This window comes from Jatrophihabitans endophyticus (genome assembly GCF_900129455.1).
GTDB classification, from domain to species: Bacteria; Actinomycetota; Actinomycetes; order Mycobacteriales; family Jatrophihabitantaceae; genus Jatrophihabitans; species Jatrophihabitans endophyticus.
This window is the reverse complement of record NZ_FQVU01000003.1, coordinates 91417-116766: the sequence shown is the minus strand read 5'-3', so window position 1 is coordinate 116766 and position 25350 is coordinate 91417. Positions and strand designations below refer to the sequence as shown.

General features: G+C 73.5%; 31 protein-coding genes. 14 read left to right on the top strand and 17 right to left on the bottom strand.

Annotated features, from left to right (window positions below; genetic code table 11):
- The first annotated feature begins 53 nt into the window (after window positions 1-53).
- Window positions 54-560: a hypothetical protein gene (locus tag BUE29_RS10625; protein WP_073389902.1), complete on the top strand. Its 507-nt coding sequence runs from the start codon at window positions 54-56 to the stop codon at window positions 558-560.
- Between the two features lie 213 nt (window positions 561-773).
- Here the strand turns inward: BUE29_RS10625 and recO are convergent, their stop codons facing one another.
- The 3 genes from recO to era are packed head-to-tail and all read right to left on the bottom strand — an operon-like array spanning window position 774 to window position 3698.
- Complete coding sequence (gene recO, locus BUE29_RS10620; RefSeq protein WP_073389899.1) at window positions 774-1535, bottom strand: DNA repair protein RecO; 762 nt, start codon at window positions 1533-1535, stop codon at window positions 774-776.
- Between the two features lie 3 nt (window positions 1536-1538).
- Window positions 1539-2795 carry an MFS transporter gene (locus BUE29_RS10615; RefSeq protein WP_073389897.1) on the bottom strand — a complete coding sequence of 419 codons (1257 nt, stop codon included), beginning with the start codon at window positions 2793-2795 and terminating at the stop codon, window positions 1539-1541.
- On the bottom strand, window positions 2796-3698 hold the full coding sequence (era, locus tag BUE29_RS10610; RefSeq protein WP_073389894.1) for a GTPase Era: 903 nt from the start codon (window positions 3696-3698) through the stop codon (window positions 2796-2798). It abuts the gene before it with no gap.
- A gap of 31 nt (window positions 3699-3729) precedes the next feature.
- On the opposite strand from era, the gene BUE29_RS10605 reads away from it, so the two are divergent.
- Window positions 3730-4617 (top strand): alpha/beta hydrolase family protein, encoded by an 888-nt coding sequence (locus tag BUE29_RS10605; RefSeq protein WP_084180954.1) that lies wholly within the window; start codon window positions 3730-3732, stop codon window positions 4615-4617.
- A gap of 22 nt (window positions 4618-4639) precedes the next feature.
- Here the strand turns inward: BUE29_RS10605 and BUE29_RS10600 are convergent, their stop codons facing one another.
- From BUE29_RS10600 to BUE29_RS10580, 5 genes are all read right to left on the bottom strand, one after another.
- Complete coding sequence (locus BUE29_RS10600) at window positions 4640-4960, bottom strand: cytidine deaminase (protein ID WP_073389891.1); 321 nt, start codon at window positions 4958-4960, stop codon at window positions 4640-4642.
- A complete protein-coding gene (locus BUE29_RS10595) occupies window positions 4957-6381 on the bottom strand; it encodes a hemolysin family protein (RefSeq protein ID WP_073389888.1) in 1425 nt (474 codons plus the stop codon). Before BUE29_RS10595 ends, BUE29_RS10600 begins: the two co-directional genes overlap by 4 nt.
- On the bottom strand, window positions 6378-6932 hold the full coding sequence (gene ybeY / locus BUE29_RS10590; RefSeq protein WP_073389885.1) for an rRNA maturation RNase YbeY: 555 nt from the start codon (window positions 6930-6932) through the stop codon (window positions 6378-6380). The genes BUE29_RS10595 and ybeY overlap by 4 nt, the downstream gene beginning before the upstream one ends.
- Window positions 6932-7927, bottom strand: a complete 996-nt coding sequence (locus BUE29_RS10585; RefSeq protein WP_234971418.1) for a PhoH family protein — start codon at window positions 7925-7927, stop codon at window positions 6932-6934. The genes ybeY and BUE29_RS10585 overlap by 1 nt, the downstream gene beginning before the upstream one ends.
- A gap of 116 nt (window positions 7928-8043) precedes the next feature.
- Window positions 8044-8382 (bottom strand): HIT domain-containing protein, encoded by a 339-nt coding sequence (locus BUE29_RS10580; RefSeq protein ID WP_073389880.1) that lies wholly within the window; start codon window positions 8380-8382, stop codon window positions 8044-8046.
- Window positions 8383-8415: 33 nt separating this feature from the next.
- On the opposite strand from BUE29_RS10580, the gene BUE29_RS10575 reads away from it, so the two are divergent.
- A complete protein-coding gene (locus BUE29_RS10575) occupies window positions 8416-8829 on the top strand; it encodes a VOC family protein (protein WP_073389878.1) in 414 nt (137 codons plus the stop codon).
- A 122-nt stretch (window positions 8830-8951) separates the two neighbouring features.
- On the opposite strand, the gene BUE29_RS10570 is transcribed toward BUE29_RS10575, so the two are convergent.
- From BUE29_RS10570 to hrcA, 4 genes are all read right to left on the bottom strand, one after another.
- A complete protein-coding gene (locus BUE29_RS10570; protein ID WP_073389875.1) occupies window positions 8952-9851 on the bottom strand; it encodes an NADP-dependent oxidoreductase in 900 nt (299 codons plus the stop codon).
- A 108-nt stretch (window positions 9852-9959) separates the two neighbouring features.
- On the bottom strand, window positions 9960-10691 hold the full coding sequence (locus BUE29_RS10565) for a 16S rRNA (uracil(1498)-N(3))-methyltransferase (RefSeq protein WP_073389872.1): 732 nt from the start codon (window positions 10689-10691) through the stop codon (window positions 9960-9962).
- Between the two features lie 11 nt (window positions 10692-10702).
- Entirely contained in the window at window positions 10703-11848 is a 1146-nt protein-coding gene (gene dnaJ, locus BUE29_RS10560) for a molecular chaperone DnaJ (protein ID WP_073389869.1), read from the bottom strand.
- Between the two features lie 63 nt (window positions 11849-11911).
- Window positions 11912-12934 (bottom strand): heat-inducible transcriptional repressor HrcA, encoded by a 1023-nt coding sequence (hrcA, locus tag BUE29_RS10555; protein ID WP_073389866.1) that lies wholly within the window; start codon window positions 12932-12934, stop codon window positions 11912-11914.
- Between the two features lie 56 nt (window positions 12935-12990).
- Between hrcA and BUE29_RS10550 the strand changes: the two genes are divergently transcribed.
- Window positions 12991-13323, top strand: coding sequence for a type II toxin-antitoxin system VapB family antitoxin (locus tag BUE29_RS10550; RefSeq protein ID WP_073391050.1), 333 nt, complete (start codon window positions 12991-12993; stop codon window positions 13321-13323).
- A 9-nt stretch (window positions 13324-13332) separates the two neighbouring features.
- On the opposite strand, the gene hemW is transcribed toward BUE29_RS10550, so the two are convergent.
- Both hemW and BUE29_RS22485 read right to left on the bottom strand, forming a co-directional pair.
- Window positions 13333-14580 (bottom strand): radical SAM family heme chaperone HemW, encoded by a 1248-nt coding sequence (gene hemW / locus BUE29_RS10545; protein ID WP_407657327.1) that lies wholly within the window; start codon window positions 14578-14580, stop codon window positions 13333-13335.
- A gap of 40 nt (window positions 14581-14620) precedes the next feature.
- A complete protein-coding gene (locus BUE29_RS22485; RefSeq protein ID WP_159440862.1) occupies window positions 14621-14779 on the bottom strand; it encodes a hypothetical protein in 159 nt (52 codons plus the stop codon).
- Between the two features lie 35 nt (window positions 14780-14814).
- On the opposite strand from BUE29_RS22485, the gene BUE29_RS10540 reads away from it, so the two are divergent.
- The 6 genes from BUE29_RS10540 to BUE29_RS10515 all read left to right on the top strand — a co-directional run bounded on the left by BUE29_RS10540 (window position 14815) and on the right by BUE29_RS10515 (window position 18827).
- Complete coding sequence (locus BUE29_RS10540; protein WP_073389861.1) at window positions 14815-15552, top strand: dienelactone hydrolase family protein; 738 nt, start codon at window positions 14815-14817, stop codon at window positions 15550-15552.
- A 12-nt stretch (window positions 15553-15564) separates the two neighbouring features.
- The gene (locus BUE29_RS10535; RefSeq protein WP_073389858.1) at window positions 15565-15831 is read left to right on the top strand and encodes a DUF6295 family protein; all 267 of its coding nucleotides are present in this window, start codon (window positions 15565-15567) and stop codon (window positions 15829-15831) included.
- A 24-nt stretch (window positions 15832-15855) separates the two neighbouring features.
- Entirely contained in the window at window positions 15856-16824 is a 969-nt protein-coding gene (locus tag BUE29_RS10530; RefSeq protein WP_073389855.1) for a zinc-binding dehydrogenase, read from the top strand.
- 69 nt (window positions 16825-16893) lie between these two features.
- Complete coding sequence (locus BUE29_RS10525) at window positions 16894-17196, top strand: hypothetical protein (RefSeq protein WP_073389852.1); 303 nt, start codon at window positions 16894-16896, stop codon at window positions 17194-17196.
- 12 nt (window positions 17197-17208) lie between these two features.
- Window positions 17209-18348 (top strand): hypothetical protein, encoded by a 1140-nt coding sequence (locus BUE29_RS10520; RefSeq protein ID WP_073389849.1) that lies wholly within the window; start codon window positions 17209-17211, stop codon window positions 18346-18348.
- On the top strand, window positions 18345-18827 hold the full coding sequence (locus BUE29_RS10515; RefSeq protein ID WP_073389847.1) for a hypothetical protein: 483 nt from the start codon (window positions 18345-18347) through the stop codon (window positions 18825-18827). The genes BUE29_RS10520 and BUE29_RS10515 overlap by 4 nt, the downstream gene beginning before the upstream one ends.
- A gap of 162 nt (window positions 18828-18989) precedes the next feature.
- Here BUE29_RS10515 and BUE29_RS10510 read toward each other — a convergent pair whose 3' ends face one another.
- From BUE29_RS10510 to lepA, 3 genes are read right to left on the bottom strand one after another with little or no spacing between them, the layout of a single operon-like run.
- Window positions 18990-19706, bottom strand: coding sequence for a GIDE domain-containing protein (locus BUE29_RS10510; protein WP_073389844.1), 717 nt, complete (start codon window positions 19704-19706; stop codon window positions 18990-18992).
- Between the two features lie 43 nt (window positions 19707-19749).
- Window positions 19750-20736, bottom strand: a complete 987-nt coding sequence (locus BUE29_RS10505; protein WP_084180953.1) for an endonuclease/exonuclease/phosphatase family protein — start codon at window positions 20734-20736, stop codon at window positions 19750-19752.
- A 10-nt stretch (window positions 20737-20746) separates the two neighbouring features.
- The gene (gene lepA / locus BUE29_RS10500) at window positions 20747-22585 is read right to left on the bottom strand and encodes a translation elongation factor 4 (RefSeq protein ID WP_073389841.1); all 1839 of its coding nucleotides are present in this window, start codon (window positions 22583-22585) and stop codon (window positions 20747-20749) included.
- A 98-nt stretch (window positions 22586-22683) separates the two neighbouring features.
- Between lepA and BUE29_RS10495 the strand changes: the two genes are divergently transcribed.
- The 4 genes from BUE29_RS10495 (at window position 22684) to rpsT (ending at window position 25155) form a co-directional block, all read left to right on the top strand.
- Complete coding sequence (locus tag BUE29_RS10495) at window positions 22684-23307, top strand: NAD(P)-dependent oxidoreductase (RefSeq protein ID WP_073389838.1); 624 nt, start codon at window positions 22684-22686, stop codon at window positions 23305-23307.
- 30 nt (window positions 23308-23337) lie between these two features.
- Window positions 23338-24330, top strand: a complete 993-nt coding sequence (locus tag BUE29_RS10490; RefSeq protein ID WP_073389835.1) for a ribose-phosphate diphosphokinase — start codon at window positions 23338-23340, stop codon at window positions 24328-24330.
- 56 nt (window positions 24331-24386) lie between these two features.
- Entirely contained in the window at window positions 24387-24761 is a 375-nt protein-coding gene (locus BUE29_RS10485) for an E3 UFM1-protein ligase 1 family protein (RefSeq protein WP_143168122.1), read from the top strand.
- Window positions 24762-24894: 133 nt separating this feature from the next.
- Window positions 24895-25155: a 30S ribosomal protein S20 gene (gene rpsT / locus BUE29_RS10480; protein WP_073389828.1), complete on the top strand. Its 261-nt coding sequence runs from the start codon at window positions 24895-24897 to the stop codon at window positions 25153-25155.
- Window positions 25156-25350: the final 195 nt, after the last annotated feature.

The following is a 25350-nucleotide window of genomic DNA, read 5'->3' as shown; positions in this document are numbered from 1 at the left end:
ATGCCGTGCCCGGAACATCCCGATTCGACGCTTTGTCGCGATAGCGTGCCCGCATGACGATCTCGATCCCCCGCCCCGCACTCCGCACCCGCGTCCTCACGCTCGGCTCGGCCGCAGCGCTCGCCGTCACCGGCGGCCTCGCGCTCGCCCCCGACGCGCTCGCCGTCACCAAGCTGTCGCAGGCCCAGGCGGCCTCACAGCTGTCGGCGGCCGGCATCACGCACTCGTCGTCGGGGGGCTGCACCACGCGGTCGAACTCGACGTGCACGTCCTACGAGCAGATCAACCAGAGCACGGTCGACGGCGCGGTCACGCTCAAGCGGGCCAGCGGCTGCGCCATCAACATCAGCGGCGGCACCGAGGTGGGTCACGCCAGCGGCACCTACAGCCACTACAACGGCTACAAGATCGACATCTCCAAGAACAGCTGCATCAACGGCTACATCACCGGCAGCTTCACCCGCATCGCCGACCGCGGCGACGGCTACCCGCAGTGGCGCGCCGCCTCGGGCAACGTCTACTGCGACGAGGGCAGCCACTGGGACATCACCTACTACTGACCGGTCCTGCTCCTTCGCGGCCGACTGGCGACTCCCCTCGCCGACTGGCGACTTCCGGCCCGACTGGCGAGCTATAGCTCGCCAATGGCCGCGAAAGTCGCCAGTCGGCTGCGAAAGTCGCCAGTCGGCTGCGAAAGTCGCCGGTTGGCTGCGAAAGTCGCCAGTCGGCTGCGAAAGTCGCCGGTCGGCCGCGAGAGTCCGGTCGGGCGGGTCTCACACCCGGTCGACGAGCGGCAGCGAGCGCAGGCCGCGTTCGAGGTGCCACTGCAGGTGGGCGGCGATGAGCCCGCTCGCCTCGCGACGCGGCCCGGGGCCGCTGGCGTCGGCGACCGGCCAGTCACCGCCGAGCAGCGCCACCATCAGCTCGACCGACGCCGGGGTCGGGCGGGCCGAGCCCGCCGGCCGGCAGCCGTCGCACACCGCGCCGCCGGCGGCGACGTTGAAGGCGACGTGGGGGCCGGGGGCCGAGCACTGCGCACACTCGCGGAGCGCCGGCTCCCAGCCCGCGCCGGCCATGGCCCGGATGAAGAAGGCGTCGAGCACGAGCGCCGGGTCGTGCTCGCCGACGACGAGCGCGCGGAGCGCGCCCACGACGAGCAGGTAGAGGCGGAGCGCCGGCTCGCCTTCCTCGGTCAACCGTTCTGCGGTCTCGCAGATCGCCGACAGCGCCGTCCACCGGCCGTAGTCGTGGGCGATGCGGGCGCCGAACGCGTCGAGCGACTCGGTCTGCTGGACGACGTCGAGCCCGCGCCGGCCGCCGGGCGAGGCCTGCCCCTCGGGCAGCCGACTGTAGAGCTGGACGTCCACGTGGCTGCCCGGCTCGAGCCGTGCGCCGAAGCGCGACGACGTGCGGCGCACCCCCTTGCCGACGGCGCGGACCCGCCCGTGGCGGCGGGTGAGCATGGTGACGATGCGGTCGGCCTCGCCGAGCTTGTGCACCCGCAGGACGACCGCCTCGTCACGGAAGAGCGGCACGACTCAATCGTCGCACCGACCACCGACAGCGGCCGGTTGCGACGCCGCCGCGGCATCGGTGGCGTGCCCGACACCGGCGACCCGGCCGCCCGGTCGCAGCCGGGCGTGCAGCGCGACGGCGAGCGCCGTCATCGCCAGCCCGGCGCCGACGGTGACGAGGAAGGCCCAGCGCGCGCCGTGCGCGTCGGCGACGCCACCGACCAGCGAGGCGCCGGCGCCGTAACCGACGCTGAGCCCCGTCACCAGCCACGCCAGCCCCTCGGTGAGGGCGGCGGCCGGCACCAGCTGCTCGACGAGCCCGAACGCGGTCGTGAGCGTCGGCGCGATCCCGGCACCGACGACGTAGGCGCAGGCCGCGAGGACCCCGACGTTCGTGGCGAGCAGGAACACCGGCGGCAGGACGCCCAACACGACGGCCTGCAGCCTGAACCGGTCCAGCAGCGGTGCGTGCCAGCGGCGCGCACCGTAGAGGAACCCGGCGGTGGCACTGCCGGCGGCGAACGCGGCGAGCACGGCGCCGCTCAGGCCGCGGGAGCCGTGCTGACCGCAGAACGCCACGATCGTGACCTCGGCGCTGGCGAAGATCCCGCCCATCGCCACGGTGACGAGCGTGAGCAGGGGCATGCCGCGTTCGAGCACGGCGGTGCGCTGCCCCCCGACGCGCTTGGCCGGTGGCTCGGAGTCGCGCAGCGAGGCCAGCCACACCGCGCCGGCGAGCACGAAGGCCGCGCCCAGGTACAGCACGAGCACCGGTTCCACCTGCGTGGCGACGAGGGTGGCCACCAGCGGGCCGAGCACGAAGATCGTCTCGTCGAGCGTCGACTCGAGCGAGTAGGCGGTGTGGACCTCGGGGCGGCCGGCGAGGACGTAGGACCACCGGGCCCGCACCAGCGAGCCGACCGACAGGAAGGCGAAACCGCACACAGCGGTGGCCGCGACGAGGACGCCGTCGGGCCAGCGCGCCGTGACCGCGGCGGCGGCGGTCACGGTGGCCGCGACGTGGACGAGCGACGTGGGGACGAGCAGCCGCCGCTGCCCCAGCCGGTCGCTGAGCCGGGCGAGCGCCGGGTTGCCGGCGCCGTTGGCGATGACGTACACGCCGCTCAACACGCCGGCGAAGCCGTAGCGGCCGTCGCGCGCGGACACGATGAGGACCAGGCCGATGGGGTACATGGCGATGGGCAGCCGCATCACCCAGGCGGCGACGCAGAACGAGGCGGTACCCGGCGTCCGGAACACCGCCCGGTAGACGTCGAGCATCTAGAAGCCCAGCCGGTCCAGCTTCTTCGGATCGCGCTGCCACTCGCGCTCGACCGCGACGTGCAGGGCGAGGTGCACCTTCTCGCCCAGCAGCGCCTCGACGCCGCGCCGCGCGGTCGTGCCGATGTGCTTGAGCCGCGACCCCTTGAACCCGATGACGATGCCCTTCTGGCTGTCGCGCTCGAGGTGGATGGTCGCGAAGACCTCCTGCAACCCCGACTCGCGGCGGCGGATCTCGTCGATGGTGACCGCGATCGAGTGCGGGAGCTCGTCGTGCACGCCCTCGAGCGCGGCCTCGCGCACCAGCTCGGCGATGCGGCTCTCGGTGTCGTTGTCGGTGGTGACGTCGTCGGGGTAGAGCAGCGGCCCCTCGGGCAGGTGCCCGGCCAGCACGCCGGCGAGCAGGTCGATCTGGTCGCCGGCCACCGCGGAGACCGGGACGACGTCGGCGAAGCCGCCGTGCTCGTCGCCGAGCCCCGTGACCGCGAGCAGCTGCTCGGCCACCTGCCGCTTGCTCGCGACGTCGGTCTTGGTGACGACGGCGACCACGGGTGCGCGCAGCGCGGCGAGCTCGGCGGCGATGTAGCGGTCGCCGGGGCCGAGCCGCTCGTTCGCCGGCACGCAGAAGCCGACGACGTCGACCTCGGCGAGGGTGGAGCGGACGACGTCGTTCAGGCGCTCGCCGAGCAGCGTGCGGGGCCGGTGCAGGCCCGGGGTGTCGACGAGCACGAGCTGCGCGTCGTCGCGCGTGACGATGCCGCGCACGGCGTGCCGGGTGGTCTGCGGCTTGTCGCTGGTGATGACGATCTTGCTGCCGACGAGGGCGTTCGTCAGGGTCGACTTGCCGGCGTTGGGACGCCCGACGAGCGAGCAGAAGCCGGAGCGGAAGACCATGACGTCCATCCTCCCACCCGGCGATGACACGATTGCCGGCATGCCGACCCGCCGCGCCTTCCTGGGTGCCGCCGCGCTGGGCGCGCTCGCGGGGTGCACGGGCTCGGGTGCCGGCACGCGCCACACGCCGTCGACGGGGCAGGATGCGGGGGTGACCCCGAAGCGGATCGCCTACGGCGACGACCCGTCCCAGTTCGGCGAGCTCACCCTGCCCGGTGGCGCGCCCCGCGGCGTCGTGGTCGTGATCCACGGCGGGTTCTGGCGGGCGCAGTACGACCTGTCGCTGGGCCGGCCACTGGCCACGGACCTGGCCGCGCACGGGTGGGCGACGTGGAACCTCGAGTACCGCCGGGTCGGCGACGGCGGCGGATGGCCGACCACGCTGCGCGACGTCGCGGCGGGCATCGACAGGCTCGGCGACCTCGACCTCGACCTCGATCTCGACACGGCGGCCGTCGTCGCGGTCGGGCACTCCGCGGGCGGCCAGCTCGCCGTGTGGGCGGCGGGGCGCGCCGGGCTGCGCGCGGACGATCCCGGCGCGCGGCCGGCGGTCACGCTCGCGGGTGTCGTCTCGCAGGCCGGCGTGCTCGACCTCGCGACCGCCGCCCGCACCGGCGTCGGCGACGGCGCCCCGCAGCAGTTCGTCGGCGGCGAGCCCACCGCGGTGCCGGAGCGCTACCGGGTCGCCGACCCGATCACGCAGGTGCCGCTCGCCGCCCCGGTCCTGTGCCTGCACGCGAAGGCCGACGCGAACGTGCCCTACGCGCAGAGCAGGGCGTACGTGGCGGCGGCCCGCGACGCGGGCGGCCACGCCGCCCTGCGGACGACCGAGGGCGACCACTTCACCCTTATCGACACCGCGACCACCGCGTGGGCAGCGGCGCGCGACGCGTTGCCGGCACTGGCCGCCGGGCGCCTGCCCGCCTGATTTTGCGCGACTCCGCGCAGAATCAGCGCAGGGTGCCGTCGGGCCCCGCGCGCAGCACCGCAGCGTCGGCCGAGACGTCGCGCACCGCGGCGGTACCGGCGTCGTCGGCCGGATCCTCGCCGAGCACGACCGCCGCCTCGAGCCCCGGCGCCCCGGACGACACCGCCATCGCCACCGCGACCTGCAGCGCCGACAGCTGCAGCGACGTCAGCGCGACCGACGTCGCGACGTAGGTGCGGCCGTCGGCGTCGCGGACCGCCGCGCCCTGCGCGGCGCCGGTGCGGGCGCGGGCCGAACGGGCGAGGGTCACCAGCTTGGCGTCCTCGGGATCGAGCTCGGTCATGGGCGTCCTCGACTGGCAGGGGCGGCGGTCTCGTGTTCGTCGGTGGTCCGGCCGGTGTCGCCGGCACGGTCGGCGTCGCCGGCGCGGCCGGCGTCCCCGGCGGCGACGGCGGCGACGGCGGCGACGGCGTCCCCGCCGGGTTCGACCACCCGGGTGGCCACGATCGAGTCGACTCGGTTGCGACGGCCACCGATCTCGTCGGCACGCAGCTCCAAGCCGTGGACGACGGCGACCGACCCGGCGATGGGCACACGACCGAGCGCCTCGGCCAGCAGGCCACCCACCGTCTCCACGTCGTCGCGGTGGGGGATCTCGATGTCGAAGAGCTCGGCGAGATCCTCGACGGCGAGGCGGGCGGTGACGCGCGCCGCGGCGACCTCGTGCTCGTCCTCGACGAGCTTCTCGATCGGCGGGCGCTCCACGTCGTACTCGTCGGTGATCTCGCCGACGATCTCCTCGAGGATGTCCTCGATCGTGATCAGCCCGGCGGTGCCGCCGTACTCGTCGATGACGACCGCGATGTGCGAGCGCGCTGCCTGCATCTCGCGCAGCAGCGCGTCGACCCGCTTGGACTCCGGCACGTAAGTGACCGCGCGCATGACCTCCTCGACGGTCGTCCCCCTGGCCCGCTCGGTGTCCTGCGCCCGGCGGGCGAGGTCCTTGAGGTAGACGACGCCGACGACGTCGTCGGCGTTCTCGCCGACGACCGGGACACGCGAGAAGCCGCTGCGCAGGGCCAGCGCGAGCGCCTGGCGCACCGACTTGACCTTCTCGATCCACACGACCTCGGTGCGCGGCACCATGACCTCGCGTGCGATCGTGTTGCCGAGCTCGAACACCGACTGGATCATCTGCCGCTCGTCGGCCTCGACGACACCGCGCTCCTCGGCCATGTCGACGAGTTCGCGCAGCTCAACCTCGGAGGCGAACGGCCCGTCCCGCAGCCCGCGGCCGGGGGTGATGGCGTTGCCGAAGAGGGTCAGCAGGGCGGCGAGCGGGTTGAACATCCGGCCGAGCAGCCGCACCGCCGGCGCGGACGTCAGGGCCACCCGGTTGACGTGCTGCAGGCCGAGCGTGCGGGGGCCGACGCCGATCACCGCGTACGAGATCACGATCATCACGACCACGACGAGCAGCGCCACGGGCCAGCGGGTGCCGAACACCGTGCGCGCGGCGATGGCGACGAGCACCGTCGCGGTGAGCTCGCACGCCACCCGCAGCATGAGCAGCAGGTTGGTGTAGCGCGGGCGGTCAGCGACGATCGCCGCGAGCGCCTTGGCGCCGCCGACCTCCTCGCGCACGAACTCGTCCACCCGGGCCTTGGACACCCGGGCCAGCGCGGAGTCGACGCAGGCGAACAGACCGCCGATCGGGACGAGCAGGATGGCGACCACCAGGGCGATCGCCGCGCCGGCGGTCATCCCGTCCCCCGCACCTCTCCGGCCGTGCCGGGCAGGGGGGCGCGGATCGGTCCGACACCGCTCGTCCGCGTCCAGTCGCGCGTCAGCTGCGCCTGCAGGTCGAACATCTCGCGTTCCTCGTCGGCCTCGCCGTGGTCGTACCCGAGCAGGTGCAGGATGCCGTGGGTGCACAGCAGGTGCAGCTCGGCCTGCGTCGAGTGCCCCGCGGACGCGGCCTGGTCGGCGGCCACCGCCGGGCACAGCACGACGTCGCCGAGCATCGTCTCGCGCGGGTTCTCGTCGGTGCCGGGCGGTGCGGACGGATCGACGCGTTCGACGATGCCGCCGGCCCCGCCGTCCGCGGCGTCCATGGGGAACGCCATGACGTCGGTGGGACCGGGGAGGTCCATCCACTGCTGGTGCAGGGCCGCCATGGTGTCGGTGTCGACGAGCAGCACGGACAGGTCCGCGAGCGGGTCGATGCCGAGCGCGTCGAGGACGAAGCGGCCGAGCTCGGCGAGCGCGTGCTCGTCGGCCTCGGCGCCGGACTCGTTGCTGACCTCGACCGACATCAGCGTCGGGAGCTCGGTGCGCTGTTCGACGTGCGGGAGGTGCGCTCGCTGCGCGCGTCGAAGCGCTCGTAGGCGTCGACGATCTCACCCACCAGGCGGTGCCGCACGACGTCGGTAGAGGTCAGGTTGGCGAAGTGGACGTCCTCGACCTCGCCGAGGATGTCGCGCACGACCTTGAGCCCGCTGCGGGTGTTGCCGGGCAGGTCGACCTGCGTGACGTCGCCGGTGACGACGACCTTGGAGCCGAAACCGAGGCGGGTGAGGAACATCTTCATCTGCTCGGGGGTCGTGTTCTGCGCCTCGTCGAGGATGATGAACGCGTCGTTCAACGTCCGGCCCCGCATATAGGCCAGCGGCGCGATCTCGATGGTCCCCGCCTGCATGAGGCGCGGCAGCGAGTCGGGATCGAGCATGTCGTGCAGGGCGTCGAAGAGCGGCCGCAGGTACGGGTCGATCTTGTCGAACAGCGTGCCGGGCAGGAAGCCGAGCCGCTCGCCCGCCTCGACCGCGGGCCGCGTCAGGATGATGCGGGTGACCTCCTTGGCCAGCAGCGCCTGCACCGCCTTGGCCACCGCGAGGTAGGTCTTGCCCGTGCCCGCCGGGCCGATGCCGAAGACGACGGTGTGCTTGTCGATGGCGTCGACGTACCGCTTCTGGTTCAACGTCTTCGGACGGATGTTCTTGCCGCGCCGCGACAGGATGTTGAGGCTGAGCACCTCGGCCGGCCGCTCGGCGGAGTCGGCGGTGAGGATGCCGAAGACGCGCGTGACGGAGTCGGGCGTGAGGTTCTGGCCGGACTTGATCAGCGCGAGCAGCTCCTCGAAGAGCCGGACGGCGTTGGCGTTGTCGGCGGGCGCACCGGTGATGGTGATCTCGTTCCCGCGGACGTGGACGTCGCTGTCGAGCTGCCGCTCGATGACCCGCAACAGTTCGTCCCGCGAGCCGAGGAGGGCCACCATGGCCTGCTCACCCGGCACGACGAGCGTCGTGGACACGCGATCCGCGGTCGGCGCGGCATCGGTTCTGTCGGTCAACGTGAGCTTTCTGGTCGGCGAAGCTGGGCGCCTCCACTGTACCGGCGTCGCCACCCGTTTCGCCCGTCTCGGCCGGGTCAGCCGGGCGGCCACCCCAGGGGGCGGCCGGCGAGCAGGTGCGCGTGCACGTGGAACACGCTCTGCCCGACCTCGGCCCCGGTGTTGAAGACCGTCCGGAAGTGCTCGACCCCGAGTGACGCCGCGGTGCCGCGGATGCCGGCGAGCAGACCCGCGGCGACCGCCGGGTCGGCCCCGGCGGCCACGATGTCGGGCACGTGCGTGCGCGGCACGACGAGCACGTGGGTCGGCGCCTGCGGGTTGACGTCCTCGAACGCGAACGTGTGCTCGTCCTCGTAGACCTTGGCGGACGGGACGTCACCGGCCACGATCGAGCAGAACAGACAGTCCTCGGCCATGGCGCGAGGGTAGCGACCGAACGGAGACCCGGCATGACCCCGCCCGTCGGCAGCCTGCACCACCTCGAGCTGTGGGTCCCGGACGTCGTCCGCGCCACGCGGGAGTGGGGCTGGCTGCTCACCGAGCTCGGCCACGAGCCGTTCCAGGAATGGCCCGACGGGCGCAGCTGGCGCCTCGGCGACACCTACGTCGTGCTCGAACGGTCCCCCGCGCTGGCCGCGGAGCATCACGACCGGCACCGGCCCGGCCTGAACCACGTGGCGTTCCACGCCGGCGACCGGGCCCGCGTCGACGACCTCGCCGCCGCCGCGGCCAAGCATGGCTGGACGCTGCTGTTCGCCGACCGGCACCCGTTCGCCGGTGGCCCGGACCACTACGCCGCCTACCTCGTCAACACCGACGGCTACGAGGTCGAGCTCGTCGCCGCGCCGCTCGCGCCCACCTGACGCCAATGCCCGCGCGGGTTGGCCCCATGCCCGCGCGGTCAGTCGATCTCCGCGACCGCGCGGGCATGGGGCCAACCGGACGCCCGACCGCGCCCGGATGGGGCCGAACCGTCGCGTCGGCGTCAGTCGACGGTGAGCACGAGCTTGCCGCGCACCTGGCCGGCCTCGCCGTGACGGTGCGCCGCGGCGACGTCGGCGAGCGGGAACGTGCGCACCGGGGGCAGTCGGAACGCGCCGGACTCGATCAGCGCGCCGATCCCGGCGAGCGCGTGCAACGCGCGGCCGCTGTCGCCCCGGCTGAAGGTCACGCCGTGCTCCTGCGCCCCCGCGAAGTCGGCGACCGTCACGACGTGCTCGGGGCCGCCCGCGAGCTCGACGAGCTCGGGCAGCACCCCGCTGCCGGCGACGTCGAGCGCCCGGTCGACACCGTCGGGCGCGAGCTCGAGCACGCGGTCGCGCAGCCCCGGCCCGTAGGCGATCGGTCCGGCGCCGAGGGCGCGGACGTAGTCGTGATTGGCGGGGCCGGCGGTGCCGATCACCCGGGCACCGCGCGCGACGGCGAGCTGGACGGCGGCGCTGCCGACGCTGCCGGAGGCGCCGTTGACCAGCAGCGTGCCGCCGTCGACGCCGAGCTGGTCGAGCGCGCGCGTCGCGGTCTCGACGGCGGCCGGCAGCGCCGCCACGTCGGCGAAGTCGAGTGCCGGCGGGATCGGCGCGTAGTGCGACAGCACCGCGAGCTCGGCCTGGGCCGCGCCGTCGGCGGAGAAGCCGAAGACCCGGTCGCCGACGGCCACGTCGGCCACGCCGTCACCGAGCTCGTCGACGACACCCGCCGCCTCGTACCCCAGGGTCTGCGGCAGCTGCTCGTCCATCAGCCCGGCGCGCTTCTTCCAGTCGCTCGCGTTGACCCCGGCCGCGCGGACCGCGATCCGGACCTCGCCGGGACCGGGGTGCGGATCGGGCAGGTCCACGATCTCGAGGACCTCGGGTCCGCCGAACCGGCTGAAACGAGCTGCCCGCATGAGCGTGCCCCTCTCCCGAGGTCGGGTCGCGTGCCTCGGCCCTACGCACGCGCGGTCGGTCGATCCCTACCACCGCGCTCGCGTGGGGCCAACCGTGACGACCGCGTGTCAGCTCCAGCGACCGAGCCGCGGGGACAGCGCCGCCACCGCGGCCGCGCCGGCGGTCGATGTCCGCAGGACGGTCGGCCCGAGCCGGACGGTGCGGGCACCGGCCGCCGCGAACGCGTCGAGCTCCTCGGGGGCGACCCCGCCCTCCGGTCCGACGACGAGCACGAGCTCCCCGACCAGCGGCACCGCCATCGTGGCGACGGCGTCGACGGCGTCCTCGTGCAGGACGGCGGCGCACGCCGCGCGCGCCAGCCGCGCCGCGACGTCGGCCGACGACGCGAGCGCACCGAGGGCCGGGGTGCGCGGCCGGCGGCTCTGCTTGGCGGCCTCGGCCGCGGTGCGTCGCCACCGGGCGAGCGCCTTCTCGCCCCGGGCACCGTGCCACTGCGTGACGCAGCGCGACGCCGCCCACGGCACGATCTCGTCGACGCCGAGCTCGGTCATGATCTCGACCGCGAGCTCGGCGCGCTCCCCCTTCGGCAGCGCCTGGACGACGACCAGGCGCGGCTGCCCCTCGGCGACGAGCTCGCGGCTCGTGACCGCCAGCAGCACGCCGTCGGGCAGCACCGTGCGCACGGTGCAGCGCAGCAGGGTGCCGCGGCCGTCCGCGACCAGCACCGCCTCGCCCGCCCGGACCCGCTTCACCTTCGCCGCGTGATGCCCCTCGTCGCCGCTGAGGTGGACGACACCGCCGTCGGGGATGTCGTCGAGCAGGAACAGCGGCGGCGTCATCGACCCGTCCGCTACTGCCGGAACGCGTCGCGCATCTTGCCGAACAGCCCGGCGTTGCGCGACGAGACCGAGACGTCCTCGGAGCGCAGGTCGGCGAGCTGGCGCAGCAGCCGCTCCTGCTCCTCGTCCAGCCGGGTCGGCGTGCGGACCTCGACGTGCACGTAGAGGTCGCCGCGCACCGAGCTGCGCAGCTTCGGCACGCCCTTCCCGCGCAGGTGCAGGACGGCGCCGCTCTGGCTGCCGGCCCGGATCTCGATCTTCTCCTCGCCGTCCAGCGTGGTCAGCACGAGGTCGCTGCCGAGCGCGGCCGAGGTCATCGGCACGCCGATGGTGCAGTGCAGGTCGGCGCCCTCGCGCGTGAACGTGTCGTGCGGCTGCTCGGAGATCTCGATGTACAGGTCACCGGCGGGGCCACCGCCGGGGCCGACCTCGCCCTGCCCGGCGAGCCGGATGCGCATCCCGTGCTCGATGCCGGCCGGGACGTCGACGGTCTTGGTGCGCCGCGCGCGCACCCGTCCCTCGGTGCCGCAGGTCGGGCACGGCGACGGGATCTGCTCGCCGGTGCCGCCGCAGGCCGAGCAGGCCCGCGTCGTCATGACCTGACCGAGGAAGGAACGCTGCACGCTCTGGATCTCGCCCGCGCCGCCGCAGGTGGCGCAGGTGCGCGGTGACGTCCCGGGCGCGCAGCCCTGGCCGTGGCACGTGTCGCAGAGCACGGCGGTCTCCACCGCGAGCTCGCGTCGGACGCCGAAGGCGGTCTCGTCGAGCGTCAGCGACAGCTGCAGCAGCGCGTCGGCACCCGGTCGCACCCGACTGCGCCGCCCCCGGCCACCGCCCATCGGGCCGCCGTTGCCGAAGAAGGCCTCGAAGACGTCGCCGAACCCACCGAAGCCGCCGAAGCCGCCCGCGGCCCCACCGCCGGCCGCGCCCTGCGAGAGCGGGTCGCCGCCCAGGTCGACGACGCGACGCTTCTCGGGGTCGGAGAGGACCTCGTAGGCGGCGGTGACCTCCTTGAAGCGGTCGGCCGCCGCCGGATCGGGGTTGACGTCCGGGTGCAGCTCGCGGGCGAGCTTGCGGTACGCGCGCTTGAGTTCCTCGGGGGTCGCGTCCTTGCGGACGCCGAGCAGCCCGTAGTAGTCGCGGGGAGCGTCAGCCACCAGTCAGTTTCCGTCCTCGAGAGCGGTCTTGGCACTCGACGATGCCGAGTGCCAGTGTACGGCTCAGCGCTCCTCGAGCAGCGTGCCGACGTAGCGGGCGACCGCCGCCACCCGCGCCATGGTGTACGCGTAGTCCATGCGGCGCGGCCCGAGCACGCCGACCGCGGCCACCGCGGCGCCGTGCAGCCCGTAGCCGCTGGAGACCACCGAGGCCCCGACCAGGCCCTCGTGCTCGTTCTCGTTGCCGATGTGCACGAGCACGTTGGGCGAGGACGAGACCGACTGGTCGAGCAGGCGCAGCAGCACCACCTGCTCCTCCAGCGCCTCGAGCACCGGCCGGATCGCCGGGAAGTCGAGTGTCTGATTGTTCAGGTTGGCCGTGCCGCCCAGCACGATGCGGTCGCTGGAGGGCTCGACCAGCACCTCCAGCAGCACCGACGTGAGCGTGGCGAGCAGGCCCCGCAGCGACGGCTCGACCTGGGTCGGCAGCTCGCCCACGATCTCGGGGGTCTCGGCCAGCGTGCGGTCGCGCAGGCGCGCGTTCAGCGTGGCCCGCAGCTCGTACACCGCGCTCTCGGCGGTCGGTGCGGGCAGGTCGACGAGTCGCTGCTCGACCCGGCCGGTGTCGGTGATCAGCACGAGCATCAGCCGCGTCGTGGAGATCATGACGAGCTCGAGGTGGCGCACCTTGCTGCGCGAGAGCGTCGGGTACTGGACGACGGCGACGTTACGGGTGAGCTGCGCGAGGGCGCGCACCGCCCGGTGCAGGACGTCGTCGAGGTCGACGGCGCCGTCGAGGAACGTCGCGATCGCCCGCCGCTCGGCGCTGGACAGCGGCTTGATCTCGGTCAGCCGGTCGACGAAGAGCCGATACCCCGCGTCGGTGGGGACGCGACCGGCGCTCGTGTGGGGCTGGACGATCAGGCCCTCCTCCTCGAGCGCCGCCATGTCGTTGCGGATCGTGGCCGACGAGACCCCGAGGTTGTGCCGGTCGACCAGGCCCTTGCTGCCGACCGGCTCGCTCGTCGCGATGTAGTCCGCGACGATCGCGCGCAGCACCTCGAGCTTGCGCTCCTCGACTCCCACGCCGCCCAGTCTACGAAGCCGGACCCGGGGACGAGGCGTGACGTAGGGTGCTGTCCGTGATTTTCAAGGCCGTGCGCGAGGGGCGCCCCTACCCCGACCACGGCCTGTCCGCCCGCGACTGGGCCAACGTCGCGCCGCGCACCGTCCGGTTGGACGACCTCACCACGACGAAGCGGCAGCTCGAGCTCGACCACCTGCTCGACGAGGACTCGACGTACTACGGGGACCTGTTCCCCCACGCCGTCCTGTGGCACGGCGAGACCTACCTCGAGGACGGCCTGCACCGCGCGCTGCGCGCCGCCCTGCAGGGCCGCAACACGCTGCACGTGCGGATCCTCGACCTCGACGCGTTCCGCGCCGGCACCCCGCTCGGGCCGCCGTCCCCCTGACGTCGCCGGTCAGGCGACGAGCAGCTCCTTGACCACGGCGTCGGCCATGAGCCGGCCGCGCTGGGTGAGCACGATGCGCCCGCCGTCCATCCCGAACCGGTCGACGAGCCCCCAGCTCGCCAGCTGCGGGACGACCGCGCGGGACCGCTCCGGCAGCGACAGGACGGAGAGCCCCTCGCGGCGTCGCACGCCGAGCATCACGCGTTCGAGCAGCTGCGACTCGTCGTCGAGGGTCTCGCGTCCGGCGGCGGGGCTCTGCCCGGCGTCGATCAGCGCGCTGTAGCGGACCGGGTGCTTGACGTTCCACCACCGCACACCGCCGACGTGGCTGTGCGCGCCGGGGCCGAGGCCCCACCAGTTCGAGCCCGTCCAGTAGAGGTCGTTGTGGCGGCAGCGCGCGTCGTCCCCGCGGGCCCAGTTCGAGATCTCGTACCAGTCGTACCCGGCCGCCCGCAGCGCCTCGTCGGCCATGACGTAGCGGTCGGCGAGGACGTCGTCGTCCGGCGCCGGGACGATCCCCTGGGCCACCTGCCGCGCGAGCGCGGTGCCCTCCTCGACGACCAGGGCGTAGGCGCTGACGTGGTCGGGCCGGGCGGCGACCGCTGCGGCGAGGGAGGCCTGCCAGTCGGCGTCGGTCTCGTGCGGCGCGCCGTAGATGAGGTCCAGGTTGATGTGCTCGAACCCCGCGGCGCGGGCCTCGGCCACCGCCTCCTCGGGGCGCCCCGCGCGGTGCCGACGGTCCAGGACGGCCAGCACGACCGGCACCGCCGACTGCATGCCCAGCGAGATGCGGGTGAACCCCGCCGCGCGCAGCCGCTCGAGGTAGGCGGGCGTCACGGTCTCGGGGTTCGCCTCGGTCGTCACCTCGACGTCGTCGGTGAGCCCGAAGCGCTCGCCGATCTCGTCGAGGATCGCGCCCAGGTGCTCGGCGGGCAGCAGGGTCGGCGTGCCACCGCCGAAGAACACCGTCGACACCGGCGGCAGCCGGTCCCCGAGCGCGTCACCGTCGGTCAGGACGTCGCCGGCCAGCCGCAGCTCGCGCAGCACGGTGTCGGTGTAGCCCAGCCGGCTCACCCCCGGCCCGAGCTCGGTGGCGGTGTAGGTGTTGAAGTCGCAGTAGCCGCACCTCGCCTGGCAGAACGGCACGTGCACGTAGATGCCGAACGGCACGCCGCGCGCCCGGTCCAGGACGGCGCGCGGCAACCGACCGTTCGACGGCGCGGGGTCACCGGTGGGGAGGGCGGGCACGGGTCCCAGTGTGCGCCGTCGGGGCGACGGTCCCGGACACGACGCGCGGTCAGCGCGTCGAGCTCGCTCCCGACGACGGCGCGGGCGGGCGGGACGGCGTGTCGCCCCCTCCCCCGTCGGAGTCCGCGCCCCGCGCGACGTAGCCGACGACCAGCGCCAGGACGAGCGCCACCAGGGCCACGAGCGGACGGCGGACACCACGGCGCACACGTCGACAGTAGGGCGTGTGTTTCCATCGACGGCATGGGGAACTCGCTGCGCGCGGAGACGATCCGCATCGCCGGTCACGACGGGGACGAGATCGAGGCCTACCTCGCCCGGCCCGACGGCGAGACCCGCCGCGGCGGCGTGGTCGTGATCCACCACATGCCCGGTTACGACCGGGCCACGCTGGAGATCGTCCGGCGCCTCGCCGAGCTGGGATACGACGCGATCTGCCCGAACCTGCACTACCGCGAGGCCCCCGGCGCCGCCGCCGACGACGCCGCGGCCGCGAACCGCGCCGCCGGCGGTGTGCCCGACGAACGGCTCACCGGCGACGTCGCCGCCGCCGCAGAGCAGCTGCGCCGGCTGCCGACCGCGAACGGGAAGGTCGGCGCGATCGGCTTCTGCTCCGGTGGCCGGCAGGCCGTCCTCGCCGGGTGCACCGTCGACCTGCAGGCAGCGATCGACTGCTACGGCGCGTTCGTGACCGAGCCCACGCCGGACGACTTCCCCATCTCGGTGGGCAACCTGATCGATCGGGTGCCACAGCTGCGCTGCCCGCTGCTCGGCCTGTTCGGCAACGAGGACAAGCACCCGTCCCCCGCCGCCGTCGACGAGCTGGAGCGGCTGCTGCGCGAGAACGGCAAGACCTCCGAGTTCCACCGCTACGACGACGCCGGTCACGCCTTCTTCGCCGTCGACCGGCCGAGCTACCGCGTCGCCGCCGCCAACGACGGCTGGGAACGGATCTCCGACTTCCTCGTCCGCTACCTCTAGGGGATCTCTCGCATGTGCACCTACGCCACGGTCCGGACCGGCGTCGACGGCAGCGCCAAGGGCCCGAACGGCTCCTGGTTCCACGTCACCGACGCGTGCGTCTACTTCGACCACCCCGTCCACGCGATGGCCGAGCACACCCTCAACATCGACCTGACCTCGGCCACGAAGGGTCCCTCGGCGCGCGTGGCGGTCGAGCTGACCGCGGCGTCGGCGCGCGAGCTCGTCGCCGCCATCTCGGCCGCGCTCGACAGCGCCCCGGCGGACATGACCGGCTGAGCACCCGTCGCTAGGGTCGGCGTCATGCGCGCCGTCTACGCCGAGTCCTTCCACCCCGACGACCCGCTGCAGGGGCTGGTGGTCGGCGAGCGCCCCGACCCGGAGCCGCCGGCGGGCTGGACCCGCGTCGCCGTGCGCGCCGCGAGCCTGAACCATCACGACCTGTGGACGCTGCGGGGCGTGGGCATCAAGGCCGAGCAGCTGCCGATGATCCTCGGGTGCGACGCGGCGGGCGTCGACGAGTCGACCGGTGACGAGGTCGTCGTCCACGCGGTGATCAACGCCGAGGGGTGGACGGGCGACGACACCGTCGACCCGTTGCGCTCCCTGTTGTCGGAGCGGCACCAGGGCTCGCTCGCCGAGTACGTCATCGTGCCGAAGCGCAACGTCGTGCCCAAGCCGGCCGACCTGTCCTTCGCCGAGGCGGCGTGCCTGTCGACGGCGTGGCTGACCGCCTACCGCATGCTGTTCGTGAAGTCCGGCCTGCGCCCCGGTCAGTCCGTGCTAGTGCAGGGCGCCGGCGGCGGCGTCGCCACCGCCTGCATCACGATGGGCCGGGCCGCCGGGTTCCGCGTGTACGCGACGGCGCGCACCGAGGAGAAGCGCCGCAAGGCGGTGGAGCTGGGCGCGCACGAGGCGTTCGAGTCCGGTGCCCGGCTGCCCGAACGCGTCGACGCCGTCATGGAGACCGTGGGCGAGGCCACATACGCGCATTCGGCGAAGTCGCTGAAGCCCGGCGGGCGCATCGTGATCTCCGGCGCGACGTCGGGGCCGAACCCGCCCGCCGACCTCAACCGGTTCTTCTTCCTGCAGCTGCAGCTCGTCGGCTCGACGATGGGCACGAAGGCCGAGCTCGCCGACATGATCGGCTTCCTCGCCGCCTCCGGCCTGCGGCCGCTCGTCGACCGGACGCTGCCGCTGGAGCGGGCCGCCGACGGCCTCGCCGCGATGGCGTCCGGCGACCTCGTCGGCAAGATCGTCCTGGAGGTCTGAGCGCGGGCCGGGGACACCTCCCCATGCGCCCGCCTCGCCCCGCGCGGCCGGATCGGCCAGGATCGGATCATGGGCGGTAGCGGCGAGACCATCATCCCCGAGGCGTTGATCCAGTTGGCGAACCAGCTCGACGACGCGGTCGGCCCCGAGCTGGACCGGGCCAAGGCGTCCTTCGAGGCGGCCGAGATCTCCGGCGACAAGTTCAGTCAGGCCGGCCTGTCGCTGCAGGTGGTGTATCCGGGCACGCGCGAGTGGGCGATCGCGGACGCGCAGTCCAAGCACGACGAGCTCCGCGCGATCACCGACAAGCTCGCCGCGACCGCCACGCTGTGGGCGCGGGCCGAGTCCGACAACACGATCGTCGAGATCTGACGGGAGGACGTCATGGGTGCAGCAGGGTACGTCGCCGACACCATCGTCGACCGCGCCGTGCAGGCCGCGGGACTGATGCTGATCCCGGCCGACGTCTTCCCGCCGGTGTGGGGCATCAACCTGCTCATGCCCGTCGGCAAGGGCGGCCCCGGGACCATCGCCGAGGGCGCGGCCAGCTGGCTGGACGGCGCCGAGGCGCTCGGCCGCGCGCGGGCGCAGGTCGACTCGCTGTGCGCGTCGCTGGGCCGGGACGCGTGGGACGGCGCCGACCGCGAGCTGTTCGACGTGCGGGCTCGCGAGTTCTCCGCGCAGCTGGACACCGCGAGCACCTTCGCCGAGGTCGTCGGCGCCACCCTCGCCGGGCTCGCGGTGCCGCTCGGCGCGTACGGCGGCGTCTGCCTCGGCATCGGCGGCGTCCTGCTCTCCGAGGCGCTGGCGTTCGAGGCGGCGGTGGCGAGCGTCGTCGGCAACCTAGGCCCGTCCGAGGCCGCGTACGCCGCCGGGTGCGCCACCGCGGCCACCTGCCTGGCCGTCCTCGGCGGGGTCGTCGCCGGCTACGCCGCGTTGCTGCAGACCGCCGCCGCCGTCCTCGGCGTCGGCAGCCTCGTCGACGTCCACGAGCAGGCCGAGCACGGTGACACCTCGGCACTGTCCACGTACGGCAAGGCACAGGTCGACGGTCTCGGCGAGGTCGGCAAGAACCTCGAGGGCTTTGCCGCCGGCGTGGCCACCGACGCGATCGCCAGCAAGCTGCCCGGCACCGGCAACGCCTACGTCGACAACCTCGTCGGCGGCGAGTTCTCCTCGCGGCTCGGCGACGTCAACTCCGCGGTGGTCGACGGCGTCTCCGGCGAGGGGCCGGGTCAGGTGCTGAAGGACCTCAGCGGCTACGGCGACGAGATCGACGCGGTCGAGGACCTGTTCGACGGCGACCAGCCCCCGCCCAACGACCACGACGACGTCCACTACGACCTGCCGCCGACGCCACCGACGTCGCCGCCGAACCCCGTGCAGCCGTTGCCGCCGGCCACCGACGACGGTCCGGGCATCGTGCCCATCCCGCCCGCGGACGAGGACGACTACCAGGTCATCCCCGTCGGGTCCGACATCAACGACGGCTCGTCCGGCGCCGGATCGGAGCAGCAGGCATGACCGGCGCAACGGGCGGGCTGGGCGGCGCCGACGCCGTCGAGCGCTTCCAGCGCACCATCGACGGCCTCGAGCAGGAGCTGTCGGACTCCACGCGACGCATGGAGCGCGCCCGCGACATCGGCAGCATCGTCGCCGACGTCGTCGGTGCCGCGCAGACCGAGGACGGCCACGTGCGCGTCGAGTTCACCGCGCAGGGCGTCCACGACCTCGTCCTCGACCCCAGGGCCATGCGGCTGGGCTCGGCCGATCTCGCCGCCGCCATCAAGGCGACCATCGCCGACGCCGCCGCGGACTACCAGCAGCGCACCCTCGACGCCATGCGCGAGGCCGGGCTGGTGCCCTCGGCCGAGGAGCAGCAGCGCCGCCTCGACGAGGCCGTCGCCCAGCTCGGTGACGCGCAGCGGCAGTTCACCACGTCGCTGCGCTCGGCGGCCGAGGTGATGGGCCGGGCCGCGCAGGCCCGCCCGCCTCGGCCCTGAGGCGCGTCTGCCGGGCGGCCACCGTCCCCCGTGGCGTCGAGGTCTTCCGCGAGTGTCACACGGCGCGTATGCGGCCCGTATACGGGGCGTATACGGGCCGTGCGACAACGGCGAGACCACCACAGCGCGGCACGACGACGACCGCCGGACGAGCGCGGCGCGTCACCCCACCAGCACGACGGCCAGGGCGACGAGCACGGCGAGCATCACCGCGCCGCCGACCAGCAGCCCGACGAGCAGGGCACGCTGCGAGCGCGCGGTCGCCGCGGGCACGGCCGCGACGGTCGCGCGCGCCCGCTCGACGACGTACCGCTCGCCGCGGGCGCTCACGACGAGGCAGTCGGCGGGCGTGGCGCGCAGCACCGGCGCGCCCATGTCCCCGGCCACGGCGCCGGCGACGAACACCTCGGCACCTTCTTCGAGGATCCACTCGCGGCGCAGCGTGTAGGTCGTGACGCGAAACTCGCCCTCCGCGCCGTCGACGGGGACGACCGGCGTGTCCACGTCGGCGCGGGCCGGGTCGACGAGCACGGCGCCCCCGCCGCCCACCACCGCGAACGGCTCGCCCGACTCGTGGTCGGTCGCCTCCGCGGCGGGGAAGCCGACGTCGGAACCGACCACCGGCGGGATGGCCGGTGTCGGCACCACGCCCACACCCAGCGTCTGCCAGGCGGGGTGACGGGCCTCGAGTACGCGGAACCACACGCACGGCTGGCCCGAGAGCGGCGCGGTCAGCAGGCCGCCGGGCCCCGCCGCGGCCGTCCCCACGGTCCGGACGACGGTTCCGGGGCGCGCCGCGCCCGGCGCGACGGGGGTCGAACGGCCGAGGGTCGCGAGGACGGCGGCGTGGTCGGGCAGCAGCTGACCGGGGTTGCGCACCCCGGCACGCTATGACACCCCGCCGGCGCGGGGAGTCGCGGTGTCAGTGCAGTGCGACGTCGGCGAGCAGCGCGCGGTGATCGGAGTTGGGCAGGTCCAGGGTGCGGGCCGCGGTACCGGTCGCGTCGCGCAGCAGCACGTGGTCGATGCCGATCACCGGCCCGTACCAGCGGTCGGCCGGGTAGCTCGGCAGGTACCCCTCCCCCGCCTGCTGCGCGGCGTCGCCGTACCCGTCGGCGAGCAACCCACGGAACTGGGCGTGGTCGACGGTGGCGTTGTAGTCCCCCGCCGCGAGCACCGGGCCGTCGACGGGCTGGGCCCGCAGCAGCGTCCGCAGGCGTGGCACCTCGGCCAGCCACCGGCGTTCGGGGAACGGCCACGGCGGGGTCAGGTGCACCGCGAGGAAGGTGAGCGGGCCGCCGGGTGCCGCCACCCGCGCCCGGACGGTCCCCAGCCAGAAGCCGGGGACGTCCTGCGTTCCCGAGAGCGGCCAGCGGCTCCAGATACCCGAGCCGCTGCCGCCGTCGGGCAGCGGCCGCAGGTAGTGGTAGGGCAGCGAACGCGACAGGCCGGCGGCGACCAGTCGCCGGGCCTCGGCCGTCGTCAGCTCCTCGGTCGCGAGCAGGTCGGCGCGCTGCTCGCGGACGAGACGAACCAGCCCGGCGGGGTCGGCGTGCCCGACGCGCAGGTTGGCCTGCAGCACGCGCACCGTCCGCCCCCGTGGTGCCGTGTCGGCGATCGTCGGCGGGAGCTGGACCGTCAGGACCAGCACCGTCGCGAGCACGGCGAGGGCGGTGAGCAGCCACCGGCGGACGAGCACGGCGAGCACCAGGGCGACCGGCGCCGCCCACATCGCGAAGTGGGCGAGCGCGGCGGCGATCAGCAGCCACTGCGGCGTCCAGCCGTAGGCGTGCAGCACCAGCGTGCCCCACGCCACGACGGTCGTCCCGAGCGCGAGCAGGGTGAGCACGACCCGGGCCGGGCCGTCCCCGGCGCGCCGCAGTCGCAGCGCGTCCCGCATCGGGCGCATTCGGGCGGTGCTACTTCTTGGCCGGCTCGGCGTCCGAGGTGGAGAGCGCTGCGATGAAGGCCTCCTGCGGCACCTCGACACGGCCGACCATCTTCATCCGCTTCTTGCCTTCCTTCTGCTTCTCCAGCAGCTTGCGCTTGCGGGTGATGTCACCGCCGTAGCACTTGGCCAGGACGTCCTTGCGGATCGCGCGGATGTTCTCGCGGGCGATGACGCGCGACCCGACCGCGGCCTGGATCGGGACCTCGAACTGCTGGCGCGGGATGAGCTTGCGCAGCTTGACGGTCATCGACGTGCCGTAGCCGTAGGCCTTGTCCTTGTGGACGATGGCGCTGAACGCGTCGACCGGCTCGCCCTGCAGCAGGATGTCGACCTTGACGAGGTCGGAGACCTGCTCGCCGGCGAGCTCGTAGTCGAGGCTGGCGTAACCGCGGGTGCGCGACTTGAGCTGGTCGAAGAAGTCGAAGATGATCTCGGCCAGCGGCAGCGTGTAGCGCAGCTCGACGCGCGTCTCGGACAGGTAGTCCATGCCGCCGAGGGTGCCGCGGCGGTCCTGGCACAGCTCCATGATCGCGCCGATGTACTCGCTCGGGGCGATGATCATCGCCTTGACGATCGGCTCGTGCGTCTCGGCGATCTTCTTGCCCGCCGGCCAGTCGGACGGGTTGGTGACCACGTGCTCGGTGCCGTCCTCGAGCAGGACGCGGTAGACGACGTTGGGCGCGGTGCTGATGAGGTCGAGGTCGAACTCGCGCTCGAGACGGTCGCGGGTGATCTCGAGGTGCAACAGGCCGAGGAAGCCGCAGCGGAAGCCGAAGCCGAGCGCGGCGCTCGACTCGGGCTCGTAGGTGAGCGCGGCGTCGTTGAGGCGCAGCTTGTCGAGCGCGTCGCGTAGCAGCGGGTAGTCCGACCCGTCGATCGGATACAGCCCGGAGTAGACCATCGGCTGCGGGTCGCGGTAGCCGCCGAGGCTGTCCTGCGCCGGCTTCGCCGCGTCGGTGACGGTGTCGCCCACCCGGCTCTGCCGGACGTCCTTCACGCCGGTGATGAGATAGCCGACCTCGCCGACCGACAGGCCGTCCGTCGGCACCGCCTCGGGCGAGATGACCCCGATCTCGAGCAATTCGTGCGTGGCCGCCGTCGACATCATCTTGATGCGCTCGCGGGGCGTGAAGTGACCGTCGACCACGCGGATGTAGGTGATGACGCCGCGGTAGATGTCGTAGACGGAGTCGAAGATCATCGCCCGGCCAGGGACGTCGGGGTCGCCCACGGGGGCGGGGACGTCGCGGCAGATGACGTCGAGGAGCGCCTCGACGCCCTCGCCGGTCTTGGCGCTCACCCGCAGGACGTCGTCGGGCTCGCAGCCGATGATGTGGGCGAGCTCCTCGGCGTAGTAGTCGGGCTGCGCGGCGGGGAGGTCGATCTTGTTCAGGACCGGGACGATCTGCAGGTCGTTCTCGAGCGCGAGGTAGAGGTTGGCGAGCGTCTGCGCCTCGATGCCCTGCGCGGCGTCGACGAGCAGCACCGCGCCCTCGCACGCGGCCAGGCTGCGGCTGACCTCGTAGGTGAAGTCGACGTGGCCGGGGGTGTCGATCATGTGCAGCACGTGCTCGACGCCGGTCTCGCGGCTCGTCCACGGCATCCGGACGTTCTGCGCCTTGATGGTGATGCCGCGCTCGCGCTCGATGTCCATCCGGTCGAGGTACTGCGCGCGGGCCTGCCGCTCGGTGACGACGCCGGTGAGGCCGAGCATGCGGTCGGCGAGCGTCGACTTGCCGTGGTCGATGTGGGCGATGATGCAGAAGTTGCGGATGATCGCCGGGTCGGTGCGTCCGGCCTCAGTCATGCGTCCAGTGTTCCATGGGGGGCGGCGCCCCCTGGGAATGCCCGGGACCGCCAGCACGTTACGGTTGAGACTTCAACTACTACCGAGGGGACCTCAGCATGCGCATCGCGGTGTACGGCGGGACGGGCCAGGCCGGGACGGAGATCGTGGCCGAGGCGGCGCGTCGCGGCCACGAGGTGACGGCACTGAGCCGGCGCGAACCCACCGCCGAGCTGCCCGCCGGCGTCACGTGGCGCCACGGCGAGCTCACCGACACCGCGGACGTCGCGGCGGTCGCCGGCGGTGCCGACGTGGTCGTCACCGCGTTCGGACCGTCGCGCGAGCCGGGCGGGAACCCCGGCGCGTTCGCCTCGCAGCTCGTCCCGTTCCTGCACGCCCTGAACGGCACCCCGGTCCTCGTGGTCGGCGGCGCCGGCAGCCTGGTCGACGCCGACGGCGTGCGTCTCGTCGACGGCCCCGAGTTCCCCGACGCCTACAAGGCCGAGGCACTCGCCGCCGCGGACGCGCTCGCGGCCGTGCGCGACCTCGGCGACGAGGTCGCGTGGACGTTCCTCTCGCCCGCGCCGGTCATCCAGCCCGGCGAGCGCACCGGCTCGTACCGCTCCGGCGCAGACAGCCCGGTGGGGACGTCCATCTCGTTCGCCGACTTCGCCATCGCCGTCGTGGACGAGGTCGAGCGGCCGACGCACCGCCGGCAGCGCTGGACCGTCGCGACCGACTGACCCGCGGCGCGGGGGGATAGCCTGCACCCCATGCGCGAGATCGTGGTGTTCTCGGGAAGCGCCCACGTGCCCCTCGCCCGCAGCATCTGCGACGCGCTGGGCGTGCCGCTGTCCCCGGTCGAGATCCGCCGCTTCAGCAACGACTGCCTGTACGTGCAGCTGCAGGAGAACTGCCGGCAGCGCGACGTGTTCGTGGTGCAGCCGCTCGTGCCTCCCACGCAGGAGCACCTGATGGAGCTGCTGTTGATGCTCGACGCCGCCCGCGGCGCGTCGGCCTCGCAGGTGACCGCGGTGATCCCGCACTACGCGTACGCGCGCTCGGACAAGAAGGACGCGTCGCGCATCTCGATCGCCGGCCGCCTGGTCGCCGACATGCTGACGACCGCGGGCGCCGACCGGGTGCTCACGATGACCCTGCACGCGCCGCAGGTGCACGGCTTCTTCTCGGTGCCCGTCGACCACCTCACCGCGATCGGCGAGCTGGCCGACCACTTCCGCGGCCGCGACCTCAGCGACACCGTCGTGGTGTCCCCCGACCTCGGCAATGCCAAGACCGCGACCCAGTTCGCCCGGCTGCTGGGGCTGCCGGTGGCCGCGGGCTCCAAGCAGCGGGTCGCCGACGACCGCGTGGTCATCGACGCCATCGTCGGCGACGTGCGCGGCAAGCGCGTCATCGTGCTCGACGACGAGATCGCGACCGGCGGCTCGATCGTGGAGCTGCTGGGCAAGCTGACCGAGGAGGGCTGTCCGGACGCCGCGGTCGCGTGCACGCACGGACTGTTCGCGGGCAAGGCGGTGCCCCGGCTGCGCGACCATCCGCTCGTGAGCGAGGTCGTCACCACCGACACGGTGCCGCCGCCGGCCGAGGACTGGCCCGCGCTCACCGTCCGCTCGGTCGCGCCGCTGTTCGCCGAGGCCATCACCCGCATCCACGGCGGGGAGTCGATCAGCAGCCTGTTCGACGGCGTCGACCCCACGCACGGGCCGCCGCAGCCGCAGCTGCCGTTCGCGGTCCCCGGCTGAGGGCCACGCGCCGGGTCTCGTCCCGGGACGCGGCGCGGTCGGGCAGGATGTCGGCCATGACCGACCCACGAGCCGTTGTCGAGATCCGGGTGCCCGCCGTCGAGCTGAAGAAGGGCGACCTGGTGAACACGCAGCCGGGCGAGGACGACTGGCAGGAGGTGCTCGGCGTCTACCGCACCGCCACCGACGCCCGCAGCACCGAGATCCAGTCGCTCGTGAACTCCCTCGGCGGTCGCTACGTCGTCGTGCAGCTGACCGACCTGCTGCCGGTCGACGGCGGGGTGTACTTCGCCGACGACGGCACGCCGATGGTCTACGGCGACGAGGAGGACGGCGACCGGGCCGTGGCCGAGTCGGTCAGCGAGAGCAACGGGGTGCGCACGTACCTGTTCACCCGCTTCGAGCTCGTCAGCGTCCGCGCCACATCCTGATCCCACCGCCCAGGGGGATTTGGGGCACCCGCGTGGCCGCTGATACTCTGGCGCGGTTGTCTGCTCGCCGGAACGAGGTTCGAGACCGCGGGCATCGCCGAGCGAACGATCACCAGAACGAGGCTTTCCTTCCGTGGCAAACATCAAGTCCCAGATCAAGCGCATCCGGACCAACGAGGTCGCGCGCCTGCGCAACAAGAGCGTCAAGTCCGAGCTCAAGACCGCGATCCGGCGTTTCCGCGAGGCCGCCGACGCCGGGAACAAGGACGAGGCGCTCACCGCGCTCGCCAAGGCGTCCCGCGACCTGGACAAGGCCGCCAGCAAGGGCGTCATCCACGCCAACCAGGCCGCGAACAAGAAGTCGGCCATGGCGCAGCGCGCCAACTCGCTGTAACCACCCACCAGCACCGCCGAGCCGCGTGACCCTCCGGGGTGACGCGGCTCGGTGTCGTCACGGACCCGCGTCGAGCGTCGGGCCGCCCGCGTCGCGGAGCCGCGTTGTGGCGTCGTGGAGCCGCGTTGTGGCGTCGTGGAGCCGCGTCGTGGCGTCGTGGAGCCGCGTCGTGGGTCGCCGCGGTGGGCGGCCGTC

Coding starts and splice junctions, on each gene's coding strand:
- BUE29_RS10490 (WP_073389835.1), top strand. CDS start 23,338: ATGCGCGAGATCGTGGTGTTCTCGGGAAGCGCCCACGTGCCCCTCGCC.
- BUE29_RS10540 (WP_073389861.1), top strand. CDS start 14,815: ATGGGGAACTCGCTGCGCGCGGAGACGATCCGCATCGCCGGTCACGAC.
- BUE29_RS10615 (WP_073389897.1), bottom strand. CDS start 2,795: ATGCTCGACGTCTACCGGGCGGTGTTCCGGACGCCGGGTACCGCCTCG.
- BUE29_RS10485 (WP_143168122.1), top strand. CDS start 24,387: ATGACCGACCCACGAGCCGTTGTCGAGATCCGGGTGCCCGCCGTCGAG.
- BUE29_RS10525 (WP_073389852.1), top strand. CDS start 16,894: ATGGGCGGTAGCGGCGAGACCATCATCCCCGAGGCGTTGATCCAGTTG.
- BUE29_RS10495 (WP_073389838.1), top strand. CDS start 22,684: ATGCGCATCGCGGTGTACGGCGGGACGGGCCAGGCCGGGACGGAGATC.
- era (WP_073389894.1), bottom strand. CDS start 3,698: ATGGACGTCATGGTCTTCCGCTCCGGCTTCTGCTCGCTCGTCGGGCGT.
- lepA (WP_073389841.1), bottom strand. CDS start 22,585: ATGACTGAGGCCGGACGCACCGACCCGGCGATCATCCGCAACTTCTGC.
- BUE29_RS10530 (WP_073389855.1), top strand. CDS start 15,856: ATGCGCGCCGTCTACGCCGAGTCCTTCCACCCCGACGACCCGCTGCAG.
- BUE29_RS10520 (WP_073389849.1), top strand. CDS start 17,209: ATGGGTGCAGCAGGGTACGTCGCCGACACCATCGTCGACCGCGCCGTG.
- BUE29_RS10575 (WP_073389878.1), top strand. CDS start 8,416: ATGACCCCGCCCGTCGGCAGCCTGCACCACCTCGAGCTGTGGGTCCCG.
- BUE29_RS10580 (WP_073389880.1), bottom strand. CDS start 8,382: ATGGCCGAGGACTGTCTGTTCTGCTCGATCGTGGCCGGTGACGTCCCG.
- BUE29_RS10505 (WP_084180953.1), bottom strand. CDS start 20,736: ATGCGCCCGATGCGGGACGCGCTGCGACTGCGGCGCGCCGGGGACGGC.
- BUE29_RS10605 (WP_084180954.1), top strand. CDS start 3,730: ATGCCGACCCGCCGCGCCTTCCTGGGTGCCGCCGCGCTGGGCGCGCTC.
- BUE29_RS10565 (WP_073389872.1), bottom strand. CDS start 10,691: ATGACGCCGCCGCTGTTCCTGCTCGACGACATCCCCGACGGCGGTGTC.
- BUE29_RS10625 (WP_073389902.1), top strand. CDS start 54: ATGACGATCTCGATCCCCCGCCCCGCACTCCGCACCCGCGTCCTCACG.
- BUE29_RS10570 (WP_073389875.1), bottom strand. CDS start 9,851: ATGCGGGCAGCTCGTTTCAGCCGGTTCGGCGGACCCGAGGTCCTCGAG.
- BUE29_RS10515 (WP_073389847.1), top strand. CDS start 18,345: ATGACCGGCGCAACGGGCGGGCTGGGCGGCGCCGACGCCGTCGAGCGC.
- BUE29_RS10535 (WP_073389858.1), top strand. CDS start 15,565: ATGTGCACCTACGCCACGGTCCGGACCGGCGTCGACGGCAGCGCCAAG.
- BUE29_RS10600 (WP_073389891.1), bottom strand. CDS start 4,960: ATGACCGAGCTCGATCCCGAGGACGCCAAGCTGGTGACCCTCGCCCGT.
- BUE29_RS10595 (WP_073389888.1), bottom strand. CDS start 6,381: ATGACCGCCGGCGCGGCGATCGCCCTGGTGGTCGCCATCCTGCTCGTC.
- ybeY (WP_073389885.1), bottom strand. CDS start 6,932: ATGTCGGTCGAGGTCAGCAACGAGTCCGGCGCCGAGGCCGACGAGCAC.